The sequence below is a fragment of the Micromonospora cynarisoli genome, assembly GCF_030518815.1.
Taxonomy (GTDB): domain Bacteria; phylum Actinomycetota; class Actinomycetes; order Mycobacteriales; family Micromonosporaceae; genus Micromonospora; species Micromonospora wenchangensis.
Window position 1 is genome coordinate 1699672 of the sequence record NZ_CP130426.1, and the last position, 20251, is coordinate 1719922.

Consider the following 20251-nt stretch of genomic DNA (forward strand, 5'->3'; position numbering starts at 1 on the left):
CCTGTCACCTTTCGGGGTAGTGTTAGCGCTCACATCGCCGCCGTCAACAGTCCCTCGGAAATCCGGACGTCACGGTCTCGTAACGGGGCCCACCGCGTGGATCACCCGTCCGCCGGGTCCGACCGACCCCCGGGGCCGTGGCCAGCGAACCGGTTCGCGGCGCGCCGCACGGGGGCCGGCCATCGGCCCGGAGCGGGCCGACCACATCGTCACGCCAGGTTTCCGGCCTGTTACGGGCTCGCCATTGACACGACGCGGAACGACGACCATGCTCTGCTAAATCAGTTTAGCGACCGTCCTTTCTCCACAGTCGGTCGACGCCGGGCCGGACCGGCCCGGCGACCGGCGAGCCGGACGACCCGGCGTCGGGCGGCCGTGTCCCAGGAAAGGACCCGGATGAGACTGCGCAGCGGACTGATCCCGCTCGTCACCACACTCACGCTGGTCGCCTCCGCCGGCACCGCGTACGCCGCGCCCGACGCCGACCGTGGCGGCCGGGACGCGATCCGCAGCATCACCCCGATCACCACCGTCCACACCTACGGCCAGAAGGTCTCCGCGGTGGCCGTCGAGTACGCCGCCACGGTCAACCCCCGCACCCTGGACAACGGCACGTTCGGCGTGACCGACACCATCTACAACTTCCGCTTCAACCCCATCGAGGACCTGCCGAAACTCGCCGACCGCACGGTCACCCGCACCTACACCAACAACGCACCGGCCCGGCGCGCCGACCACCGCTCGACGCCCGGCCGGTACGTCATCGTCGAGCTGGACCCGGCCGACCCCGGCGGCTGGACGGTGATCGTCTCCAAGTGCCCGACCTTCCTCTGCTCGGTGAAGGTCAACCCCGAGCTGCCCACCCGGGTGGTGCAGCGCAAGGACGTGCACGCCCAGCCCGGCCGGGGCCTCGGCAGGGGTCCGGTGCTGGCCAGGGCGACCCCGCACGAGTCCCGACCGGTCACCGAACGGCCTGTCGACCGCGAGGTCGACGCGTTCCGCTACGGCTCGTTCGTCAGCGCTGGCACGGTGCTGCCCTACCACTACCGGCTGCCCCGCGACTACCGGCCGGGTCGCAGCTACCCGCTGATGGTCGTCCTGCCCGGACACGGGATGGGCTGGGACGGCGACAACCTCGGCGTCCAACTCGCCGCCGACATCCCGGCCACCGCCTGGTCGCAGCCGGGCTGGACCGGCAGCCGCGAGGACGTGATCGTGCTGGCCCCGCAGCACCAGCGTGTCGGTGGCGTGGCCGAGGCCGACCTGCTGGTCAAGCTGCTCGACAGCTTCGTCGACGAGCACGCCGTGGACCGCCGCCGGGTCTACGCGACCACCGTGTCGTACGGCTCGCAACTGCTGTGGGAGGCGTTCGCCAAGCGGCCGGACCTGTTCGCCGGCGGGCTGGTCACCGGCGGCTTCCCGGTGAACGCCGGGCAGGCCACCGCGATCGCCGCCGCCGGGGTACCGGTCTGGATCACCCACGGCGAGCACGACCACCTGCTCCCCGTCGCGGGAGCGCGCAACTCGGCGGCCGCGCTGCGGCAGGCGTACGAGGCCCGGGGCAGGACCCCGGCGCAGATCGCCGACCTGGTCCGCTACACCGAGTACGCCGACTCGGCGTTCACCCTGCCGGACTACCACGCCGCGTTCGGGCCCACCTACGAGGACAGCCGCATCCTGCGCTGGCTGCTGGCCCAGCGTAAGCCGGCACGGGCCGGTCGCTGAGCCGGAGCGGTGGCCGACGGCAGCGCGCCCCGGGTGTCCCTCGTCGGGATGCCCGGGGCGCGTCGGGTCCGGCCGGTCAGTCGTCCAGGCAGGACCGCAGCGCGGCGGTGAGCAGGTTGGCGCGTTCGTCGCCCATGCCCTGCATCTGGTTCACCACGTAGCCGAAGCCGACCTGGTGGGCGTCGTCGCCGAAGCCGAGGTTGCCGCCGGCACCGTCGTGGCCGAAGCTGCGCTCGGACAGCAGCGGCCGGGCCGGCGGGGAGTGCAGCAGGAAGCCGGTGCCCCAGCGCTGGCCGGTGTCCGGCGGGCCGTGCCGCTGCTGGCCCCGGGCCCGTACGACGGTCGCGTCGTCGACCGACGCCGGGTCGAGCAGGGGCGGTCCCGCCACCGGCGACACGCAGGCGGCGTAGAGGCGGGCCAGTCCGTCGGCCGTGCTCACCGCGCCCGCACCCGGGATGCCGGCGGCCTGGATGGCCGGGTCGTTGAAGCTGACCAGGCCGGCGTCGTCGGCGGGGAACGCGAACGCGCCGCCCATGGTGATCCCCCGGTCGGCCACCGGGTCGACGAACGGCTCCGCCTCGGGCGGCGGGGCGATGTTCCACGCGACCGTGTCGCGTTCGGCGGCCGGCAGTCCGAGCCAGGTACGCAGGCCCAGCGGCGTCGCCAGGGCGTCCCGGAAGAACGCGCCGGGCAGTTGGCCGGTGATCCGGTGGATCACCTCGCCGATCAGCCAGCCGTAGGTCATCGGGTGGTAGCTGTGCGCGGTGCCCGGCTGCCACAGCGGGGCCTGGGCCTCGATCGCCGTGACCACCGGGTCCCAGGCGAGCACCTCGTCGAGGGTCAGCGGGCGGTCGAGCGCGGGCAGGCCGGACTGGTGGGTGAGCAGCCAACGCACCGGGATGTCGGCCTTGCCGTGCTGGCCGAACTCCGGCCAGTAGCGGGTGACCGGCGCGTCCAGGTCGAGTCGGCCCTGCTGCACCAGCAGGTAGGCGCAGATCGCCAGGATGCCCTTGGTGCAGGAGTAGACGACGACCGGGGTGTGCGCCGTCCAGGGCCGGCCGGTGCGCGGGTCGGCCGTCCCGCCGTACAGGTCGACGACGCGGCGACCGCCGACGTAGACGGTGACCGCCGCGCCGACCTCCCCCCGGTCGGTGAAGTTGGCGCGGAAGACGTCGGCCACCCGCCCGTACCGTTCGTCGGCGTCGCCGTGGATCTGCGGCTGCGTGGCCACTGCTATCCCTTCAGAGAGCCCTGGATCAGGGCCTTGATGAACTGACGCTGGAAGATCAGGAAGACGATCAGGGTCGGGGTGAGGATCAGCAGCGAGCCGGCGCACAGCAGCACCAGGTCGGTGCCCCACTGCCCCTGGAACGCCCCGAGCGCGCCCGCCATCGTCCGCTTGGCCGGGTCGTCGACCAGGACGATGGCCAGCAGGAACTGGTTCCACGTCCAGAGGAACATCAGGATGGTCAGCGACGCGATGGCCGGGCGGGCGAGCGGCACCTGGACCCGCCAGAACAGTTGCCAGGTGCTGCTGCCGTCGACCCGGGCCGCCTCGGACAGCTCGACCGGCACGTTGCTGAAGTGGGCCCGCATCCAGAACACCGCGAACGGCATGTAGAGCCCGATCAACGGCAGGATGATCGCCCAGCGGGTGTTGAGCAGGCCGAGATCCTGCATCTGGTAGTACAGCGGGGTGACCACCGCCTCGAACGGCAGGGTCAGGCCGAGCAGCAGCAGGGCGAACACGATCCGGCCACCGGGGACCCGGAGCTGGCCCAGTCCGAAGCCGGCCATGGTGGCGATCAGCACCGAGACCGGCACCACCCCGGCCACGATGAGCAGGCTGGAGCGCAGCAGCGCGCCCATGTTCGCCACCGTGAACGCGTCGGCGAAGTTGCCCCACTGCGGGTCCGACGGCCAGGCCAGGCCGCTGGGCACGGTGCCCCGGGGCTGCAACGCCGCGGAGAGCATGCTGACGAACGGCAACAGGGTGACCACGACCAGGACGAGCAGGAAGACCCGGCCGGTCAGGTTCTCGCGCCGGCTCAGGTTCATGACTTGTCCCCCCGGGTCAGTCGCTGGATCGGCAGCACGCAGAGCACCACCAGCAGCATCAGCACGACGGCCAGCGCGGAGGCGAGGCCGACCTGGCGCTGCGAGAAGGCCAGCCGGTAGATCTCCAGGCCGGGCACGGTGGTCTGTAGCCCGGGGCCGCCGCTGGTCGAGATGTAGACGATGTCGAAGCTGGCCAGGGCGGCGATGATCGTCACCGTGAGGCAGACGCCGATCTCCTGGCGCAGGCTGGGCAGGGTGACGGCGAAGAACTCGCGGACCGGGCCGGCGCCGTCGAGGCGGGCCGCCTCGTACAGCGCGGGGTCGATCTTGCTCATGCCGGTGACCAGCAGGATCGTGCAGAGGCCGAGCAGGACCCAGGCGCCGATCACGCCGACGGCGGGCAGCGCGGTGTCGAAGTCGCCGAGCCAGGCGCGGGCCACCCCGCCCAGGCCGACCGCGCGCAGCACCTGGTTGACCAGCCCGTTCGTCGAGAGCAGCCAGCTCCACGCGATGCCCGCCGCGACCAGCGGGATGACCTGGGGCAGGAACAGCACCGTCCGGACGACGGTGCCGAACGCGCCGGTGGTGATCCGGCGGACCAGGCTGGCCACCAGCAGGCCGAGCGCGACCGGGACGAAGCTGAAGAAGACGATCAGGACGAGCGCGTTGCCGATGATCTTCAACAGGTCGCTGTCGGTGAACACGGTGAGGTAGTTGTCCAGCCCCGCCCAGCGGGCCACCCCGATGCCGTTCCAGTTGTAGAACGAGTACTGGATGGTCAGCGCGAGCGGCCGCAGCACGAACACCGCGTACATCAGCACGGCGGGCAGGACGAAGAGCCAGCCCGTCCCGCCCGCGCGGGCCCACCGCTTCCGGTGGGCCCGCGCGGGCGACGGGCGGGTGGGACGGTCCGGCGAGGGCGCCGTCCCACCGTGCCCGGTCGGTACGCTGCCGAGGGCAGACGTCATCGGGACAGTTCCTTCGCGTACTCGGCCTGGACCGCCTTCACATACCCCTCGGGGGTCTGCTGACCGGCGATCAGCTTCTGCATCTCGGGCGTGATCGCGGCGGCGAAGATGCCACCGGTGGCGTTGGCGGTGAAGTCCACCGCGCCGTTCTCCTCACCGAGCTGCTGGGACGCCTTGAGCGTCTCGGCCAGCACGGTGCCGGGGGCGGCCGCCGGCACGGGCAGGTCGCTCGGGCCGCCCGGGCTGGAGCCGCCGATCTTGACCGCGATCTCGCGGGCGGTGGCGTTGGTGTGCGCCCAGTTCAGGAAGTACGCGGCGGCGTCCGGGTTCTTGGCCTTGGCGCCGATGCCGAAGGTGTTCGGGGCGGACATCGCCACGTGCTTGCCGCCTGCCGACTCGGTCGGGAACAGGAAGAACCCGACGTTGCCCGGCATCGTCTTGTCGAGGTTGGCCGACTCCCAGTCGCCGTTGAACATGAACAGGCCGTTGTTCTTCTGGAACTCGCCGACCATGCTCGCGTAGTCCAGCGCGTTGGCGTCCTTGGGGAAGTAGCCGGCCTGGGCCCACTTCTGGATGGTCTGGGTGGCCTTCAGCGCGGCCGGCGTGTCGAACGTCGCGCCCGGCTTCTGGAAGATCCAGTCGGCCACCTGGGCCGGGTCGCCGAACTGGTTCTGCAACGCCTGGTGCGGGAAGTTGATGCCCGCGGTGTTCTTGTTGAACTGCATGATCGGCTGCACGCCGGCCGTCTTGGCCTTGGCCAGCAGTTCCTCGAACTCGGCGATGGTGGCCGGCGGCTGGGTCATCCCGACCTGCTCGGCCAGCTTCTTGTTGTAGAACACGCCGGTGACGCTGTAACCGAGGCCCATCCCCCACAGCGACCCGGTGCCCCGGGTGGTGCCGCCGTCGCCGACCCGCAGCTGCACCAGCTGGGAGGCGGGGAACCTGTCCCAGCCGTACGCGGTGAAGTACGGGTCGAGGTTCTTGAGCAGGTCGTCCTTGACCAGGTCGACCATCGTGGGGAGCCGGATGATGTCGGGCGAGTTGTCCGAGGCCATCACCCGGGGCGCGTTCTCCACGATGACCGTGAACTGGTCCTCGCGGATGTTGAACGTGACGTTCGGGTGCTGCTTGGTGAACTCGTCGGCCAGCGCCTTGGCCAGCGGGAAGCCGGTCTCGGCGTACATCTCCAGGGTGATCGGGTCGCTGCCCAGCTCGGTGCTGACGGTGGCGTCGCCGCCGGTGCGCGGCGCGTCGTCGGCCCCGGGGGCGCTGCACGCCGTCGCGGCCAGCCCCAGCGCCAGCACGGGGGCCAGGAGCGCCGTCCGGCGGGAGAACCTTGCCAGTGGTGTAGCCAATTGAGGACTCCTTGACTCTTCCGTGCGTGCCCCGGCCACGGTGCGGGCCGAGCCGGCCGACCGTCACGGTGGGTGACCAGCCGCAACAGTACGTCGCCGTCGGCGTGCCGCCGCAGCACGCGATGTCGTTACCGATGACCACGCCGAGGGTCACCGAGGGTGCCGCCCGACCTGTCAAATGTAGCCGCTAAACTGATTTAGCAGAGCATGCGCGCGGCGACCTGAGCTGTCAAGGACCAAAAGGCAACGGTCCGGAAACATCCGGTTCACGCTCGGCCACCCGCTCCGCCGGCCGTCGCGGGTGGTGACCGACACACACCCGGGGTGACCGCCGGCACCGGGCCGGGCCGGACGACGCATCATGATGGGCGGGAGCGGCGGCCGCGACGCCGCAGGCGATTCGGAGGACTGATGGGCCGCAACAGAGCAACCCTGGCCGACGTCGCTCGGCGGGCCGGGCTGTCCAAGACCGCCGCGTCGATGGTCCTCAACGGCCGGGAGGGCACCCGACTCTCGGCCGAGGCCCACCAACGCGTCTTCGCCGCCGCCGAGGAACTCGGCTACCGGCCCAACCTGGCGGCCCGCAGCCTGCGTACCCGCAAGACCGCCACCATCGCCTTCGTCTCCGACATCGTCGCCACCACCCGGTTCGCCGGCGGCCTCATCCGGGGCGCGCTCGACGCGGCCCGGGAGCGGGACCACGTGCTGCTCATCACCGAGACGCAGGGCGACGCCACCTTCGAGCAGTACGCCATCGAGGCGATGCTCGACCGGCAGGTCGACGGCGTGATCTACGCCGCGATGGCGACCCGCCGGCTGACCGTGCCCCCGGCCATCCTCGGCGGTCCGGTGGTGCTGCTCAACGCCACCAGCCCCGACGACCTGCCCTGCGTGCTCCCCGACGACGAGCGGGCCGGCCGTACGGTCACCACCGCCCTGCTCGACCTCGGCCACCGGGACCGGATCGCGCTGATCGGCCGCAACCGGCTCAAGGAGGACGACGCCGAGGTCTCCCTCGCCGCCCGGGCCCGGCTGCGCGGCGTGCGCCGGGCGCTGGACGACGCCGGGGTGGACCTGCTGACCGAGTGCTTCTGCGCCGAGTGGCTGCCCGAACACGGCTACGCCGCCATGCGGACGCTGCTGGGCCGACCGACCCGGCCGACCGCGATCGTCTGCATGAACGACCGGCTGGCCTTCGGCGCCTACCAGGCGCTCGCCGAGGCGGGACTGACCGTCCCGGACGACATCTCGGTGGTCTCGTTCGACGACGACCCGATCGCCGCCTGGCTGCGCCCCGGCCTGTCCACCACCGCGCTGCCGCACGAGCAGATGGGACGGCGGGCGGTCGAGATCCTGCTCGACGGCGGCGGGGCCACGCCGTCCCTCGTCCCCATGCCGCTGCGCCGCCGCCGCTCCCTGGCCGCCCCGGCCGGTTAGCCCTCCCCCACCGCTCGCCGGCCACGCCCCACGCCTGTCGCGGCGGAGGGCCGACCTGGTCGCTAAAACGATTTAGTGCTAGCTTCCCCGGCATGCTACGTCTACCCGACCACTGGGTGTGGGACAGCTGGTACGCCCGGGACGACACCGACCGGTGGCACGCGTTCTTCCTGCGCGCCTCCCGCGCCCTGCACGACCCGCACCGCCGGCACCGCCGTGCCACGATCGGCCACGCCGTCTCCACGGACCTGCGCACGTGGCAGCTCGTCGCCGACGCGATGGTGCCCGCCGACGCGCCGAGCTGGGACGACCTCGCCACCTGGACGGGGTGCACGGTGCGCGGCCCGGACGGGCGGTGGTACCTGTTCTACACCGGGGTCGGTCGGGCCGAGGACGGGCTGGTGCAGCGGATCGGCCTGGCCGTCTCCGACGACCTGACCACCTGGCACCGGCACGGCACCGGGCCGCTCGTCGAGGCCGACCCCACCTGGTACGAGCTGCTCGACCGGAGCCTCTGGTACGAGCAGGCCTGGCGTGACCCGTGGGTGTTCCCCGACCCGGACGGCGACGGATGGCACATGCTCGTCACCGCCCGGGTGAACACCGGCCCGGCCGGGGCCCGGGGCGTCGTCGGGCACGCCACCTCACCGGACCTGGTGCACTGGACCGTGCAGCCGCCGCTGTCGGTGCCTGCCGGGTTCGGGCACCTGGAGGTTCCGCAGGTCGCCGTCGTGGACGGGCAGCCGCTGCTGCTGTTCTCCACCGACGCCGCCGGCACCCGCGGCGACGGCCACCGGATCTGGACGGTCGAGGGGCACGACGTACGCGGCCCGTGGGACGTCGCCGCGGCCCGCCCGTTCCCCCACCCGCACCTCTACGCGCCCCGGCTGGTCGCCGGCCCCACCGGCGACTGGTCCCTGATCGGGTTTCTCGACCACGTCGACGGGGAGTTCGTCGGCGCGCTGACCGACCCGATCCCGGTCCGCTACCGGGCCTCCACCGGGCTGACCCCGGTCGGCACGCCCGCCGCCACCGCGACCGGCTGAGGCCCCCGGCCACCGCCCGGTCGTCCGTCCGGGCGGGGCGACGTCCACCGCCACGTCGACGGGGGACGTCGGACGACCGGACCCGGACGGTGCCCGCACCACACCGTCCGGGTCCGGCAGCCACCAGTCGTCGCCCACCCGGCCACCGGGTGGGCGACGACGTCGCGATCAGATCCGGTTCCACCGCTGGTTGGTCGCCCCGGTGCAGGTCCACAGGAGCACGGTGGTGCCGTTGGCGGTGCCGTTGTTGTTCACGTCGAGGCAGAGGCCGGACTGCACGTTGCTGATCGTGCCGTTGGCGTTGGACGTCCACTGCTGGTTGGTGCCGCCGTTGCAGTCCCAGATCTGGGCCTTGGCGCCCGCGGTCGCGTTGAGCGGCGCGTCCAGGCACTTGCCGAGGGCCTGGAGGGTCTGGCCGTTGGCCGTCCAGCGCTGGTTGGCCGCCCCGTTGCAGTCCCAGATCACCGGCTGGGTGCCGTTGGCGGTGTTGCTCTGCGGCACGTCCAGGCAGCGGCCCGAGGAGACGCTGGACAGCGCGTTCGCCGTGGACGGCGGCGGCGTCGTCGGCGGGGCCGTTCCACCGCCGCTGACCCGGTAGACCACCGTGCCGTGCGACGGCACGCTGGCCGAGATGGCGCCGGTGCTGGTGGTGCTGGTGTTGGTCCAGGCGTCGACCAGGGTGAAGGAGGACCCGGACTTGCCGATGGCCGCCGCGGTGGTGGAGATCGTCGTCGTCGAGCCGCCCTGGTTGAACAGGGCCACTGCCACGTCCCCGTTGGCCAGCCGCTTGGCCAGCACCCGGCGGGTGCCGTCGAACGAGACCTGGGCGCCCTGCAACGCCAGGGCGTCCTGGTTGATGGCGATCAGGTTCGCGTTCTTGAGAATGGTCTGGGTGGCCGCGTTCATCGACCGGACGTCGTTGCCGGCGATCAACGGGGAAGCCATGATCGCCCACATCGCGAAGTGGCTGCGCATCTCGGTGTCGGTCATGCCGCCCCGGCCGACCTCCATCATGTCGGGGTCGGTGAAGGCGCCGGGCTTGGCGTACGGGGCCAATGGCACGTTGACGTCGATGATGTTCTGGATGCCCATCGGGTAGCCGTTGGTCTGCCCGCTGTTCCAGGTGTTGGTGATGTCCTCGGTGGTGCGCCACATGTTCGCCACGTCGCCCCAGTTGCGCTGCGGGCCGGTCTTGGCGTGGATGCTGTTGGGATTGATGCTGTAGACGATCGGCCGGCCGGTGGCCGCCAGGGCGTCGCGCATCTTGGCGAACGTGGCGACCTGCTGGTCGATGGACCCGTTCGGCGAGCACCAGTCGTACTTGAGGTAGTCGACGCCCCAGGCGGCGAACTGCCGGGCGTCCTGCGCCTCGTGGCCCTGGCTGCCCGTCGCGCCCGGGTAGGAGTTGAAGTACTGGGCACAGGTCTTGTCGACCGGGACCTGGTAGATGCCGAACTTCAGCCCCCGGGCGTGGATGTAGTCGCCGAGCGCCTTCATGCCGCTGGGGAACCGGGTCGGGTCACCCTGGAGGTTGCCGGCGGAGTCCCGGTTGGGGTTGAACCAGCAGTCGTCGACCACGACGTACTGGTAGCCGGCGTCCCGCATCCCGCTGCTGACCAGCGCGTCGGCCGTCTGGCGGATCAGGGCCTCGTTGATGTTGCAGCCGAAGGAGTTCCAGCTGTTCCACCCCATCGGCGGGGTGCGGGCCACCCCGTTGTCCAACGCCTGCGCCACCGGTGCCCGTACCCCCACCAGAACACCGGCCAGGAGCAGGCCGACCGCTGCCGCCCGCCCCCAGTTCCGGGCTCGCACGAATCGCTTCACGAGGTCTCCAATCAGTGGCGCCGCCCGGCCGAGGCCTGTGCCGGACGCGGAATCCGTCCGCTCGACCACCCGGTGTGAGCGCTAACAATGACCCCCATGTTACGGAAGCGTTTCATAGTATTCAACTGCTTCCATGTATCGATCGATGTCGGGCAGGTCCGCCGCCGGCCGGGGCGTCTCGGTCGGCGGCGAAACGGACCGACCGCGCCGGGCGGCCGTCGGGCCACCCGCGCCGGTGGACACGGGAACGCCAGCGGTCATGGAGCCATCATGGAGCCATTCAGCGCACCGGACATCGAATACGATAGCTCCATGTCAGTTGGCTCCAGGCCGGGTCGACGGGCCCGTGGCGAGATCGAGGAGCTGCCCAGCGGCTCCCTGCGGGTGCGGGTGTACGCCGGCATCGACCCGGTGTCCGGGCGACGGCGCTACCTGACCGAGACGGTGCCCGCCGGACCGGTCGCCGCGCGGCACGCCGAAACCGTCCGCAGTCGACTGCTCGACACGGTACGACGACAGCACGAGCGTCCGCCGGCACCGCGCACCCCGGCCGACGACGCCCGCCCGGCACCTGTCGCCCCCCCACCCGACGCGCCCGCACCCGCCCCCACCATGGCGACCGGCACGTCGACCGGTCGGGCGACGAGGCCCCAGCGACGCAGCCGCCGGCGGGGCGAACCCACGCTGACCACCATCGCCCAGCTCGCGGACGTGTCGGCGCCCACCGTGTCGAAGGTGCTCAACGGCCGCTCGGGGGTCGCGGCGGAGACCCGCGCCCGGGTGGAGGCGCTGCTGCGCGAGCACGGCTACCGCCGGCCGGAACTGGGCACCCCGCACGCCAGTGTGGAGGTGGTCTTCTACGGCATGCAGAGCAACCTGGCGGTGACGATCATGCAGGGGGTGCAGCAGGTCGCCGGGGCGCACCGGTTCGCCGTCGGCTTCACCGACGCCCGCCGGCAGGTGTCGGAGGGGCGGTTCTGGGCCCGCGACCTGCTGGCCCGCCGCCCGACCGGGGTGATCGCGGTGCACCTCGGCTTCACCTCCGAACAACACGCCCTGCTGGCGGCGAGCGCGATCCCGCTGGTGGTCCTCGACCCCACAGGCGAGCCGCCGTTGCACGCCGTCCCGTCGGTGACCTCGACCAACTGGAGCGGTGGCTTCGAGGCCGCCCGCCACCTGCTCGACCTCGGCCACCGTCGGATCGGGGTGATCTCCGGGCCGACCGAACGGCTCTGCGCCAAGGCCCGGCTGGACGGCGCGCGGGCGGCCCTGGAGGCGGCCGGGGTCGGACTACCCGCACGCTGGCTGCGCCACGGCCACTGGTTCTCCTTCGAGGACGGCCTCAACCACGGCCAGGAACTGCTCCGGCAGGACCCGGCGCCGACGGCGATCGTGTGCGGCAACGACCTGCAGGCGCTCGGGGTCTACGAGGCGGCCCGGCTGGCCGGCCGGCGGATTCCCCGGGACCTCAGCGTGGTGGGCTTCGACGACATCCCGTACACCATGTTCTGCGGGCCGCCGATGACCTCGGTGCGGCAGCCGCTGACCGAGATGGGCGCCACCGCGGCCCGGATGGTGCTGACCCTGGCCGCCAACGAAAGGCTCGCCCAGACCCGGGTGGAGCTGGCGACCACGCTGGTGGTGCGGGACAGCACCGCCGTCGCGTACGACCACTGACCCGGCCGGATGACCTCGGCGGATCGCGGAAACCTGTCCTTGTCGTTACCGAACGGTTTCGAGTAGCATCCGATTCGATCGATACGGCAGGTCGTCGTGGCGCGGTTCCCTACCGGTGGCGCACCATCGACGCGCCCCCGACACGCCTGTCGACAACACGCTGCACCACAGGTCGGCCGGCCCGGTACGACGCGGGCGGGCACCAGCGAGGACCCAGGGAGGGACCAGACCACCCGTCACCGCCAGTTCGCACACCACCCGCGATCCGTGATGACGAATATCACGGTGCGCGGACGACACTCGGCCGCGTCACCGACCCAACCGGGGCGACACGCCGCGTAGACTCTCGCTGATCCAGCGTTGTCCACGGCGTGTGCGCCCATGCCTCGTGTCTGTCGTCCCTGCCCGGACGTCGGGCCGGGCCGCTTCGCCGGCAACGGGCTGCGGGGCGGACCGAGAGGTGTGGGATGACTGTGCGCGCTCCAGCGATGAGAGACGTGGCCCGCCTCGCCGGAGTGTCCCACCAGACCGTGTCGCGGGTGCTCAACGGTCATCCGCACGTGCGGGAACAGACCCGCCTGCGGGTCCAGGCCGCGATCACCGAACTCGGCTACCGGCCGAACCGGGCGGCCCGCACCCTGGTCACCGGGCGGTCCCAGGTGCTCGGCGTGGTGGCCCTCAACACCACCCTCTACGGCCCGGCCTCCCTGCTGTCCGCGTTCGAACTCGCCGCGGCCGAGGCGGGTTTCGCGGTCAGCGTGGGCAGCGTGCGCAACCTGGACCGCACCTCCATCACCGCCGTCGTCGAGCGGCACCTCGCCCACCGGGTCGCCGGGATCGTGGTGATCGCGCCGGTGGAGTCGGCAGGCGAGGCGCTGGAGTGCCTGCCCACCGACATTCCGCTGGTCACCGTGGACGGTGACCCCCGGCGACCGGTGCCGCTGGTCACCATCGACCAGGTGGAGGGGGGCCGGCTGGCCACCCGGCACCTGCTGGACGCGGGCCACCGGACGGTCTGGCACGTGTCGGGCCCGGCGGACTGGTTCGACAGCGCCGGGCGGATCGCGGGGTGGCGGGAGACGTTGCAGGCGGCGGGCGCGGAGATCCCGCCGGTGCTCCAGGCCGACTGGTCCGCCGCCTCGGGCTACCGCTGCGGGCAGATGCTGGCCCGGACCCCGGAGGTGACCGCGATCTTCACGGCCAACGACGACCTCGCGCTGGGCGTGCTGCACGCGCTGCACGAGCACGGTCGGCGGGTGCCGGAGGAGGTCAGCGTGGTCGGCTTCGACGACGTGCCGGACGCCGCGTACTTCATCCCGCCGTTGACCACCGTCCGGCCGGACTTCGACACCGTGGCGGAAGCCAGCCTCGACCTGCTGCTCGCGCAGATCGACGCGGGGGTCGACCACACCCTGCGACGGACCGTCTCCCCCACCCTGATCACCCGGGACAGCGTCGCCCCGCCCCGGTGACGGTCGGCCGCGCCGTCGTCACCGCCCGGGAGGGCTCGCCGCCACCACCTGCACCCGGCCACGCCGACCGGACACGGTCGGGTCAACTTCGCGCCGCGATCGCCAGCTATGGACAGCGGTCAGTGTTAACGTTAACGTAACGACGATCGTCAATTCTCGGGAACGACCTCGGACCGCCCGGTGACCTTTCGATCCCGGGCCCGGCCGAACGCCGGCGTGATGCCCGCACCACACCCCGGCGCGGCGCTCCCACCCTGGAAGAAAGGCCACCGATGAAGGGCAGTCTGCGCGCCGCGCTGGCAGCCGTCGTCCTCGGTGTCGCGGCAGCCACCGTCCTGGTGACGGCACAGCCCGCGACCGCGGCGACCCTGACCAGAGTGACGGGATTCGGCAACAATCCCACCAACCTCAACATGTACCTGTACGCCCCGAGCACCCTGGCACCCCGCCCGGCGCTCCTGCTCCTGGTGCACTACTGCGGCGGCTCGGCCAGCGGCATCTTCAACGGCAACGGGCACGACTACGTGACCGCCGCCGACCGCTACGGCTACCTCATCGTGGTGCCCGAGGCCACCCGCAGCGGGAACTGCTTCGACGTCTCCACCCCCGCCGCGCTCACCCGCAACGGCGGCGGCGACTCGACCGGGATCATGTCCATGGTCGCGTACGCCCGGCAGCGCTACCCTGTCGACCCGGCGCGGATCGTGGTCTCCGGCTTCTCCTCCGGCGCGATGATGACCAACGTGCTCGCGGCGCAGTACCCCGACGTCTTCTCCGCCGCGTCGGCGTTCTCCGGGGTGCCGGCCGGCTGCTTCGCCACCACCGACGGCTCGCTGTGGAACAGCAGGTGCTCCGGCGGCAACGTGATCAAGACGGCGCAGCAGTGGGGCGACCAGGCCCGCGCCATGTACCCCGGGTACACGGGCCGCTATCCCCGGATGCAGCTGTGGCACGGCGCGACGGACACCACCCTCGCGTACCCCAACTTCGGTGAAGAGATCAAGCAGTGGACCAACCTGCACGGGTTGAGCACCACGCCCACCGTCACCGACCGCCCCCAGTCGTCCTGGACCCGCACCCGGTACGGCGGGACGGGCCCGCAGTCCCCGGTCGAGGGGATCAGCATCGCCGGGGTGGGACACCAGCTGCCGATGCCCGGCCAGCTCGGGTACGCCATCACCTTCCTCGGCCTGGACGGCAGCGCCCCGACGCCCTCCCCCACCCCGACGGCCTCCCCCACGCCGACGGTCGCCCCGACACCGACACCGACGCCGACGCTCACCCCCACCTCGACCCCGACGCCCACGCCGACGTCGTCGCCGCAGTCGGGGGCCTGCCGGGTCACCGACACGATCAGCGCGTGGAACAACGGGCTGACCGCGAGCATCACCATCGTCAACACCGGGAGCACGACGCTCGACGGCTGGTCCCTGGGGTTCACCCTGCCCGCCGGGCAGGTCATCACCGGCGGCTGGAACGCCAGCTACACACCGAGCAGCGGCCAGGTCACCGCCACCAACGTCAGCTACAACGGCACGCTGGCTGCGGGAGCATCGACGACGATCGGCTTCCAGGCCACCCACACCGGCAACGCCGCCGCTCCCGCGACGTTCACCCTCAACGGCGCGACCTGCGTGACCGCCTGACCCGCCGTGCCCGTCGCCCCCGCCAGGCGGGGATGACCCGTCCACCGCTCAGGGGGCGCACCGCACCCTCCGTCCACCACCAGGAGATCCCGTGCGAGAAAACCGATTCCTCCGCCGACGGCCGGCGCTGGTCGCCGCCACCGCCACCGCCCTCCTGCTCGTCACCGCCGCCGCCACCCAGACCTCCGCCTCGGCCGCCGCCGCCGGCTGCCAGGTGGACTACACCGTCAGCTCGTCCTGGCAGGGTGGCTTCGGTGCCAACGTCACCATCACCAATCTCGGTGACGCGGTGGACGGGTGGCGGCTGACCTGGAGCTACGCCGCCGGGCAGACCGTCACCCAGCTCTGGAACGGCAGCTACACCCAGGCCGGCGCCCAGGTCACCGTCACCAACGCCAGCTACAACGGCGCGATCCCCACCAACGGCACCGCCAGCTTCGGCTTCAACGGCTCGTGGACCGGCAGCAACCCCGCGCCCACCTCGTTCAGCCTCAACGGCACCACCTGCACCGGCGGGGTGAACCCGACCAGCGGACCACCGCCGACCACGCCCCCGCCGACCACGCCGCCACCCACCACCCCGCCACCCACCACGCCGCCGCCCGGCACCAGCCAGCCGTGTGACATCTACGCCGCCGGAGGCACCGCCTGCATCGCGGCGCACAGCACCACCCGGGCGCTCTACGCCGCCTACAACGGCTCGCTCTACCAGGTGCGCCGGTCCTCGGACAACACCACCCGCAACATCGGGGTGCTGTCGCCGGGCGGGCGGGCCAACGCCGCCAGCCAGGACAGCTTCTGCGCGAACACCACCTGCGTCATCACGGTCATCTACGACCAGTCCGGGCGCGGCAACAACCTCGGCTACCAGGGCCCCGGCGGCGTCGGCGGCGCTGTCCAACCGGCGGTCGCGAACAAGGAGTCGGTGACGGTAGGCGGGGACAAGGTCTACTCGCTCTACATCCCCGGCAGGAGCAGCTACTGGCGCGACGGTCACCTGACCGGGGTGCCGACCGGCGCCGCGCCCGAGGGCATGTACATGGTCACCAGCGGCACCCACGTCAACAGCGGCTGCTGCTTCGACTATGGCAACAGCGAGACCACCAGGCGGGCCGACGCCGCGGGCGCGATGGACGCGATCTACTTCGGCACCAGCTGCTGGTTCGGCGGCTGCTCCGGCTCCGGGCCGTGGGTGCAGGCCGACCTGGAGTGGGGGCTGTTCCCCGGCGGCAGCAGCTCGTGGAACCCCAACCAGCGGGCGTTCACCAGCAAGTTCGTCACCGCCACCCTGAAGAACAACGGCACCTCACGCTTCGCCATCAAGGGCAGCAACGCCCAGTCCGGCAGCCTCTACACCCTCTACGACGGGTCGCTGCCCCGCGGGTACAGCCCGATGCGCAAGCAGGGCGCGATCATCCTGGGCAGCGGCGGGGACTGCTGCATCGACAACACCAACCAGAGCGTCGGCACCTTCTACGAGGGGGCGATGGTCGCCGGCTACCCGTCGGACGCCACCGAGAACGCGGTGCAGGCCAACATCACCGCCGCCGGATACCGATGACCCCGATGGCCGAGGAGGTCCGATGCAGCACCGTGTCATCCCGGCGACCCGACGGGTGGCCGCCCTGCTCGCCACCACCCTCCTGCTCGTGACGGGCCTGGTCGGCGCCGCCGGGCCCCGACCGGCGCAGGCGTGGGACAACGGCGTCGCCGACACCCCGCCGATGGGATGGAACAGCTACGACTCGTTCAACTGGAGCGTCACCGAGGCCGACGTCCGGGCCAACGCCGACTACATGGGCGCGAACCTGCGCCAGTACGGCTGGCAGTACATCGTCGTCGACTGGGCCTGGTATTACCCCGGGCAGCACAACGGCAGCCCCAACCAGGACGCCAACCTGCAACCCCGGCTCCGGATGGACGCCAACGGGCGGCTGCTGCCCGACACCACCCGGTTCCCGTCGGCGGCCGGGGACAACGGGTTCAAGCCACTGGCCGACCACGTGCACGCGCAGGGGCTGAAGTTCGGCGTACACCTGATGCGGGGCATCCCCCGACAGGCGGTCGCGGACAACGTGCCGATCCTCGGCACCTCGTGCCGGGCCAACCAGATCGACGCCGGCAACAGCGCGGCCTGGCTCAACCTGATGTGGGGGCTGGACATGTCCAACCCCTGCGCGCAGGCGTACCTCGACTCGGTGTTCCAGCTGCTGGCCGCGTGGGGCGTCGACTTCGTGAAGATCGACGACATCGCCGCGCCGACGTACCGGCAGGCGGAGGTCGAGGGCTACCGGACGGCGATCCAGCGCAGCGGCCGGCCGATGGTGCTGAGCCTGTCGCCGGGTGCGACACCGCTGTCCGCCGGGCCGCACGTGCAGAGCAACGCGCACATGTGGCGGATCGTCAACGACCTGTGGGACAACTGGTCGTCGGTGGACGCACTGTTCGACCAGTTGCGCAACTGGACGCCGTACCGCAGGACGGGGGCCTGGCCCGATCCGGACATGATCCCGATCGGCCGGTTGTCGAAGTACGGCCCGGTCGGCTCGCCGCGCTACTCGAACCTCAGCGCGGACGAGCAGCGCACCCTCATGTCGCTGTGGGTGATCAACCGGGCACCGCTGATGTGGGGCGGCAACCTGGTGGAGAACCGGGCGGCGGAGCTGGCGTTGATGACCAACAGCGCGGTGCTGGCGGTCGACCAGCGCAGCGCCAACAACCGGCAGCTCACCGGCGGCACCCGGCAGGTGTGGGTCGCCGACGTGCCGGACGGCACGGACCGGTACGTCGCGCTGTTCAACCGGGAGGGCGCGGCGGCCACCGTCTCGCTGAACCTCGCCGACCTGGGCATCGGCTCGGCCACCGCGACCGATCTGTGGTCCGGCGCGGCCCTGGGCACCTCGACCGGGACGTTCGGCCGCTCGCTGCCCGCGCACGGTGCCGGGCTCTACCGGCTGACGCCGCAGACCACCACCCCGACCCCGACGACCGCCACGCTGACCGCCAGGCACAGCGCGAAGCTGCTCGACGTCAGCAACGCCGCCACGACCGACGGCGCGAACGTGGTGCAGTGGGCGGCGAACGGTCAGGCCAACCAGCGGTGGCGGCTCCAGGACGTCGGCGGTGGCTGGTCCACCGTGGTGAGCGTCAACAGCGGCAGGTGCCTCGACGTCTACGGTGGTGCCGGCACCACCGCGGACGGCGCGCGGGTGGTGCAGTGGACCTGCAACGGGGGCACCAACCAGCAGTGGCGGCTCCAGGACGTCGGTGACGGCTGGGTGCAGTTGGTCGCCCGGCACAGCAACAAGTGTCTCGACGTGCTCAACGCCGGGCTGGCCGACGGGGTGCAGGTCGTGCAGTGGACCTGCGGTGCCGGCGCCAACCAGCGGTGGCGGCGGGGGCCGGTGTGACGCGGCGGGGAGGTTTCCGCCGGTGAGGGAAGGCACAGGGCCGGGTTCGCTCCCCGGACCTGTGCCTTGTCGGAGGTCGCCCGGGGTGTTCCGGGCGCGACGGGGCTCCGGGCGGGGCACCTCTGCGGGGGGTGCGCCGCCCGGAGCCGTCGGTCGGGTCGGTCAGCCGGCGGTGCAGGTGGGGGTCATCCCCGCCCCGCTACCGCTGCCCTGGAAACCGAACTCGGTCGACTGACCCGCACCGAGCGCACCGTTGTAGTCCACGTTCGCAAACCGCACCGTGCCCGAACTACCACTGGCCGTCGCCGACCACGTACCGGTCACACTCGACCCACCCGGCAACGTCATGCTCACCGTCCACCCACGCGTACCCGACGAACCCGCCGTCACCCTCACCGTGGCCACGAAACCACCGGTCCACGAATTCAACGACACCGACGCCGAACACCCGCCCGTGGCAGGCGGGGTCGTCGGCGGAGGCGTCGTCGGACTCGGCGGCGGCGTCGTCGGGTTCGGCGGGGTGGTCGTCGGGTTCGGCGGCCCGGTGGTGGGGCTGGCGCTGTCGAAGCCGAGGAAGCGGACGGCCTGGGCGGCGTCGAACGGGATGGAGTGGCCGTAGCCCTGGAAGCTGATCGCCTCCACCGGCGGCGTGCCACCGGTGCCGCCGTACCGGGTGCGGGTGGCGCTGGTCTGCGGGTAGTCGGTGGAGCTGGGGGTCTGCGAGACACCGAGCACGTTGGTCCACTGCTTGACCTGCTCGCCGAAGTTGACGTAGCTCAGCGTGGTGTCGGTGGTGCCGTGCCAGATCTGCATCCGGGGCCGCTTGCCGGGGTAGCCGGGGTAGGCGTTGCGGACCAGGTCACCCCACTGTTGTGGGGTCTTCACGAGCCGCCCGCCGGAGCACTCGCTGTTCCACTCCGAACCGTTGGTGGTGGCGAAGCAGCCGAACGGGACGCCGGAGGAGCTGACCCCGGCCTGGAAGACGTCCGGGTAGAGGCCGGCCATCACGTTGGTCATCATCGCGCCCGAGGAGAACCCGATGACGCCGATCCGACCCGCGTCGACCGGATAGCGGCTCCGCACGTAGTCGATCATCGACTTCAGGCCGACGGGGTCGCTGCCGCCGTCGCGGCGCAGCGCCTGCGGGGAGGAGACGTCCCAGCACTTGCTGCTGCGGGTCACCGACGGGTAGATCACGATGTAGCCGTACCGGTCGGCCAGCGAGCTGAGCCCGTAGCCGGTGTGCAGCGCCGGGCCGCTGCCGGTGCAGTAGTGCAGGGCCAGCAGCAGCGCCGGCCGGGCGGCCACCCGGTCGGGCACGTACAGGTGCATCTGCAGGTTGGTCGGGTTGGTGCCGAAGCTGGTCACCTGGGTCAGCGTCGCGGCCGACGCCGGATTGGGGGCCGTGACCACGGCCGTGACGGTCGCCAGAGCCGTGGCCAGCACGGCGGCCAGCAGTGCGAGACGGGGTTTCATCGACGGTTCCTCTGTCGGAGTCGGTGGTCGGCGACGGACGACGGGCCGCCCCGGCGTGCGGGACGACGGTCCGGACTGGCCCGGTCCGGGGCTGGCCGACGATGGCCCGGCCGGGGCGCGTCGCGCCGGCCGGCGGGGTGGGGGTGATGCACCGCCG

13 protein-coding genes and 1 pseudogene are annotated in these 20251 nt (G+C 71.8%); 8 read left to right on the top strand and 6 right to left on the bottom strand.

All coding sequences use genetic code 11. From position 1 onward, the window contains the following. The first annotated feature begins 396 nt into the window (after positions 1–396). Positions 397–1725 carry a hypothetical protein gene (locus Q2K16_RS07125; protein WP_302744276.1) on the top strand — a complete coding sequence of 443 codons (1329 nt, stop codon included), beginning with the start codon at positions 397–399 and terminating at the stop codon, positions 1723–1725. Between the two features lie 76 nt (positions 1726–1801). Here Q2K16_RS07125 and Q2K16_RS07130 read toward each other — a convergent pair whose 3' ends face one another. Genes Q2K16_RS07130 through Q2K16_RS07145 form a run of 4 tightly spaced genes read right to left on the bottom strand, consistent with a single transcriptional unit; the run spans position 1802 to position 6106 of the window. After that, positions 1802–2956, bottom strand: a complete 1155-nt coding sequence (locus Q2K16_RS07130) for a serine hydrolase domain-containing protein (RefSeq protein WP_302744277.1) — start codon at positions 2954–2956, stop codon at positions 1802–1804. Positions 2957–2958: 2 nt separating this feature from the next. After that, complete coding sequence (locus Q2K16_RS07135; protein ID WP_088646293.1) at positions 2959–3783, bottom strand: carbohydrate ABC transporter permease; 825 nt, start codon at positions 3781–3783, stop codon at positions 2959–2961. Beyond that, positions 3780–4751, bottom strand: a complete 972-nt coding sequence (locus tag Q2K16_RS07140; protein ID WP_302744278.1) for a carbohydrate ABC transporter permease — start codon at positions 4749–4751, stop codon at positions 3780–3782. Before Q2K16_RS07140 ends, Q2K16_RS07135 begins: the two co-directional genes overlap by 4 nt. Further along, positions 4748–6106, bottom strand: coding sequence for an ABC transporter substrate-binding protein (locus tag Q2K16_RS07145; RefSeq protein ID WP_302744279.1), 1359 nt, complete (start codon positions 6104–6106; stop codon positions 4748–4750). Before Q2K16_RS07145 ends, Q2K16_RS07140 begins: the two co-directional genes overlap by 4 nt. Positions 6107–6517: 411 nt before the next feature. Here Q2K16_RS07145 and Q2K16_RS07150 point away from each other — a divergent pair, with 411 nt between their 5' ends. Both Q2K16_RS07150 and Q2K16_RS07155 read left to right on the top strand, forming a co-directional pair. Then, positions 6518–7543 (top strand): LacI family DNA-binding transcriptional regulator, encoded by a 1026-nt coding sequence (locus Q2K16_RS07150; protein WP_302744280.1) that lies wholly within the window; start codon positions 6518–6520, stop codon positions 7541–7543. Between the two features lie 62 nt (positions 7544–7605). Beyond that, positions 7606–8589: pseudogene (locus tag Q2K16_RS07155) on the top strand (family 43 glycosylhydrolase); the annotation flags it as partial. Positions 8590–8757: 168 nt separating this feature from the next. Here the strand turns inward: Q2K16_RS07155 and Q2K16_RS07160 are convergent. After that, positions 8758–10281 (bottom strand): glycoside hydrolase family 27 protein, encoded by a 1524-nt coding sequence (locus Q2K16_RS07160; protein ID WP_302746396.1) that lies wholly within the window; start codon positions 10279–10281, stop codon positions 8758–8760. Between the two features lie 444 nt (positions 10282–10725). On the opposite strand from Q2K16_RS07160, the gene Q2K16_RS07165 reads away from it, so the two are divergent. The 5 genes from Q2K16_RS07165 to Q2K16_RS07185 all read left to right on the top strand — a co-directional run bounded on the left by Q2K16_RS07165 (position 10726) and on the right by Q2K16_RS07185 (position 18618). Next, the gene (locus Q2K16_RS07165) at positions 10726–12090 is read left to right on the top strand and encodes a LacI family DNA-binding transcriptional regulator (RefSeq protein ID WP_302744281.1); all 1365 of its coding nucleotides are present in this window, start codon (positions 10726–10728) and stop codon (positions 12088–12090) included. Between the two features lie 488 nt (positions 12091–12578). Further along, positions 12579–13562, top strand: a complete 984-nt coding sequence (locus Q2K16_RS07170) for a LacI family DNA-binding transcriptional regulator (RefSeq protein ID WP_204923141.1) — start codon at positions 12579–12581, stop codon at positions 13560–13562. Positions 13563–13834: 272 nt separating this feature from the next. Further along, a complete protein-coding gene (locus tag Q2K16_RS07175) occupies positions 13835–15208 on the top strand; it encodes an extracellular catalytic domain type 1 short-chain-length polyhydroxyalkanoate depolymerase (RefSeq protein ID WP_302744282.1) in 1374 nt (457 codons plus the stop codon). Between the two features lie 91 nt (positions 15209–15299). Further along, positions 15300–16769 carry an arabinofuranosidase catalytic domain-containing protein gene (locus tag Q2K16_RS07180; RefSeq protein ID WP_302744283.1) on the top strand — a complete coding sequence of 490 codons (1470 nt, stop codon included), beginning with the start codon at positions 15300–15302 and terminating at the stop codon, positions 16767–16769. 22 nt (positions 16770–16791) lie between these two features. After that, on the top strand, positions 16792–18618 hold the full coding sequence (locus tag Q2K16_RS07185; protein WP_302744285.1) for an alpha-galactosidase: 1827 nt from the start codon (positions 16792–16794) through the stop codon (positions 18616–18618). 162 nt (positions 18619–18780) lie between these two features. On the opposite strand, the gene Q2K16_RS07190 is transcribed toward Q2K16_RS07185, so the two are convergent. Continuing rightward, complete coding sequence (locus Q2K16_RS07190; RefSeq protein ID WP_302744287.1) at positions 18781–20094, bottom strand: extracellular catalytic domain type 1 short-chain-length polyhydroxyalkanoate depolymerase; 1314 nt, start codon at positions 20092–20094, stop codon at positions 18781–18783. Positions 20095–20251: the final 157 nt, after the last annotated feature.

Excerpts from the sequence above, each read along its gene's own strand:
- Q2K16_RS07125 (WP_302744276.1), top strand. The coding sequence starts at position 397 with ATGAGACTGCGCAGCGGACTGATCCCGCTCGTCACCACACTCACGCTG.
- Q2K16_RS07135 (WP_088646293.1), bottom strand. The coding sequence starts at position 3,783 with ATGAACCTGAGCCGGCGCGAGAACCTGACCGGCCGGGTCTTCCTGCTC.
- Q2K16_RS07140 (WP_302744278.1), bottom strand. The coding sequence starts at position 4,751 with ATGACGTCTGCCCTCGGCAGCGTACCGACCGGGCACGGTGGGACGGCG.
- Q2K16_RS07150 (WP_302744280.1), top strand. The coding sequence starts at position 6,518 with ATGGGCCGCAACAGAGCAACCCTGGCCGACGTCGCTCGGCGGGCCGGG.
- Q2K16_RS07160 (WP_302746396.1), bottom strand. The coding sequence starts at position 10,281 with ATGGGGTGGAACAGCTGGAACTCCTTCGGCTGCAACATCAACGAGGCC.
- Q2K16_RS07165 (WP_302744281.1), top strand. The coding sequence starts at position 10,726 with ATGTCAGTTGGCTCCAGGCCGGGTCGACGGGCCCGTGGCGAGATCGAG.
- Q2K16_RS07170 (WP_204923141.1), top strand. The coding sequence starts at position 12,579 with ATGAGAGACGTGGCCCGCCTCGCCGGAGTGTCCCACCAGACCGTGTCG.
- Q2K16_RS07175 (WP_302744282.1), top strand. The coding sequence starts at position 13,835 with ATGAAGGGCAGTCTGCGCGCCGCGCTGGCAGCCGTCGTCCTCGGTGTC.
- Q2K16_RS07185 (WP_302744285.1), top strand. The coding sequence starts at position 16,792 with ATGCAGCACCGTGTCATCCCGGCGACCCGACGGGTGGCCGCCCTGCTC.
- Q2K16_RS07190 (WP_302744287.1), bottom strand. The coding sequence starts at position 20,094 with ATGAAACCCCGTCTCGCACTGCTGGCCGCCGTGCTGGCCACGGCTCTG.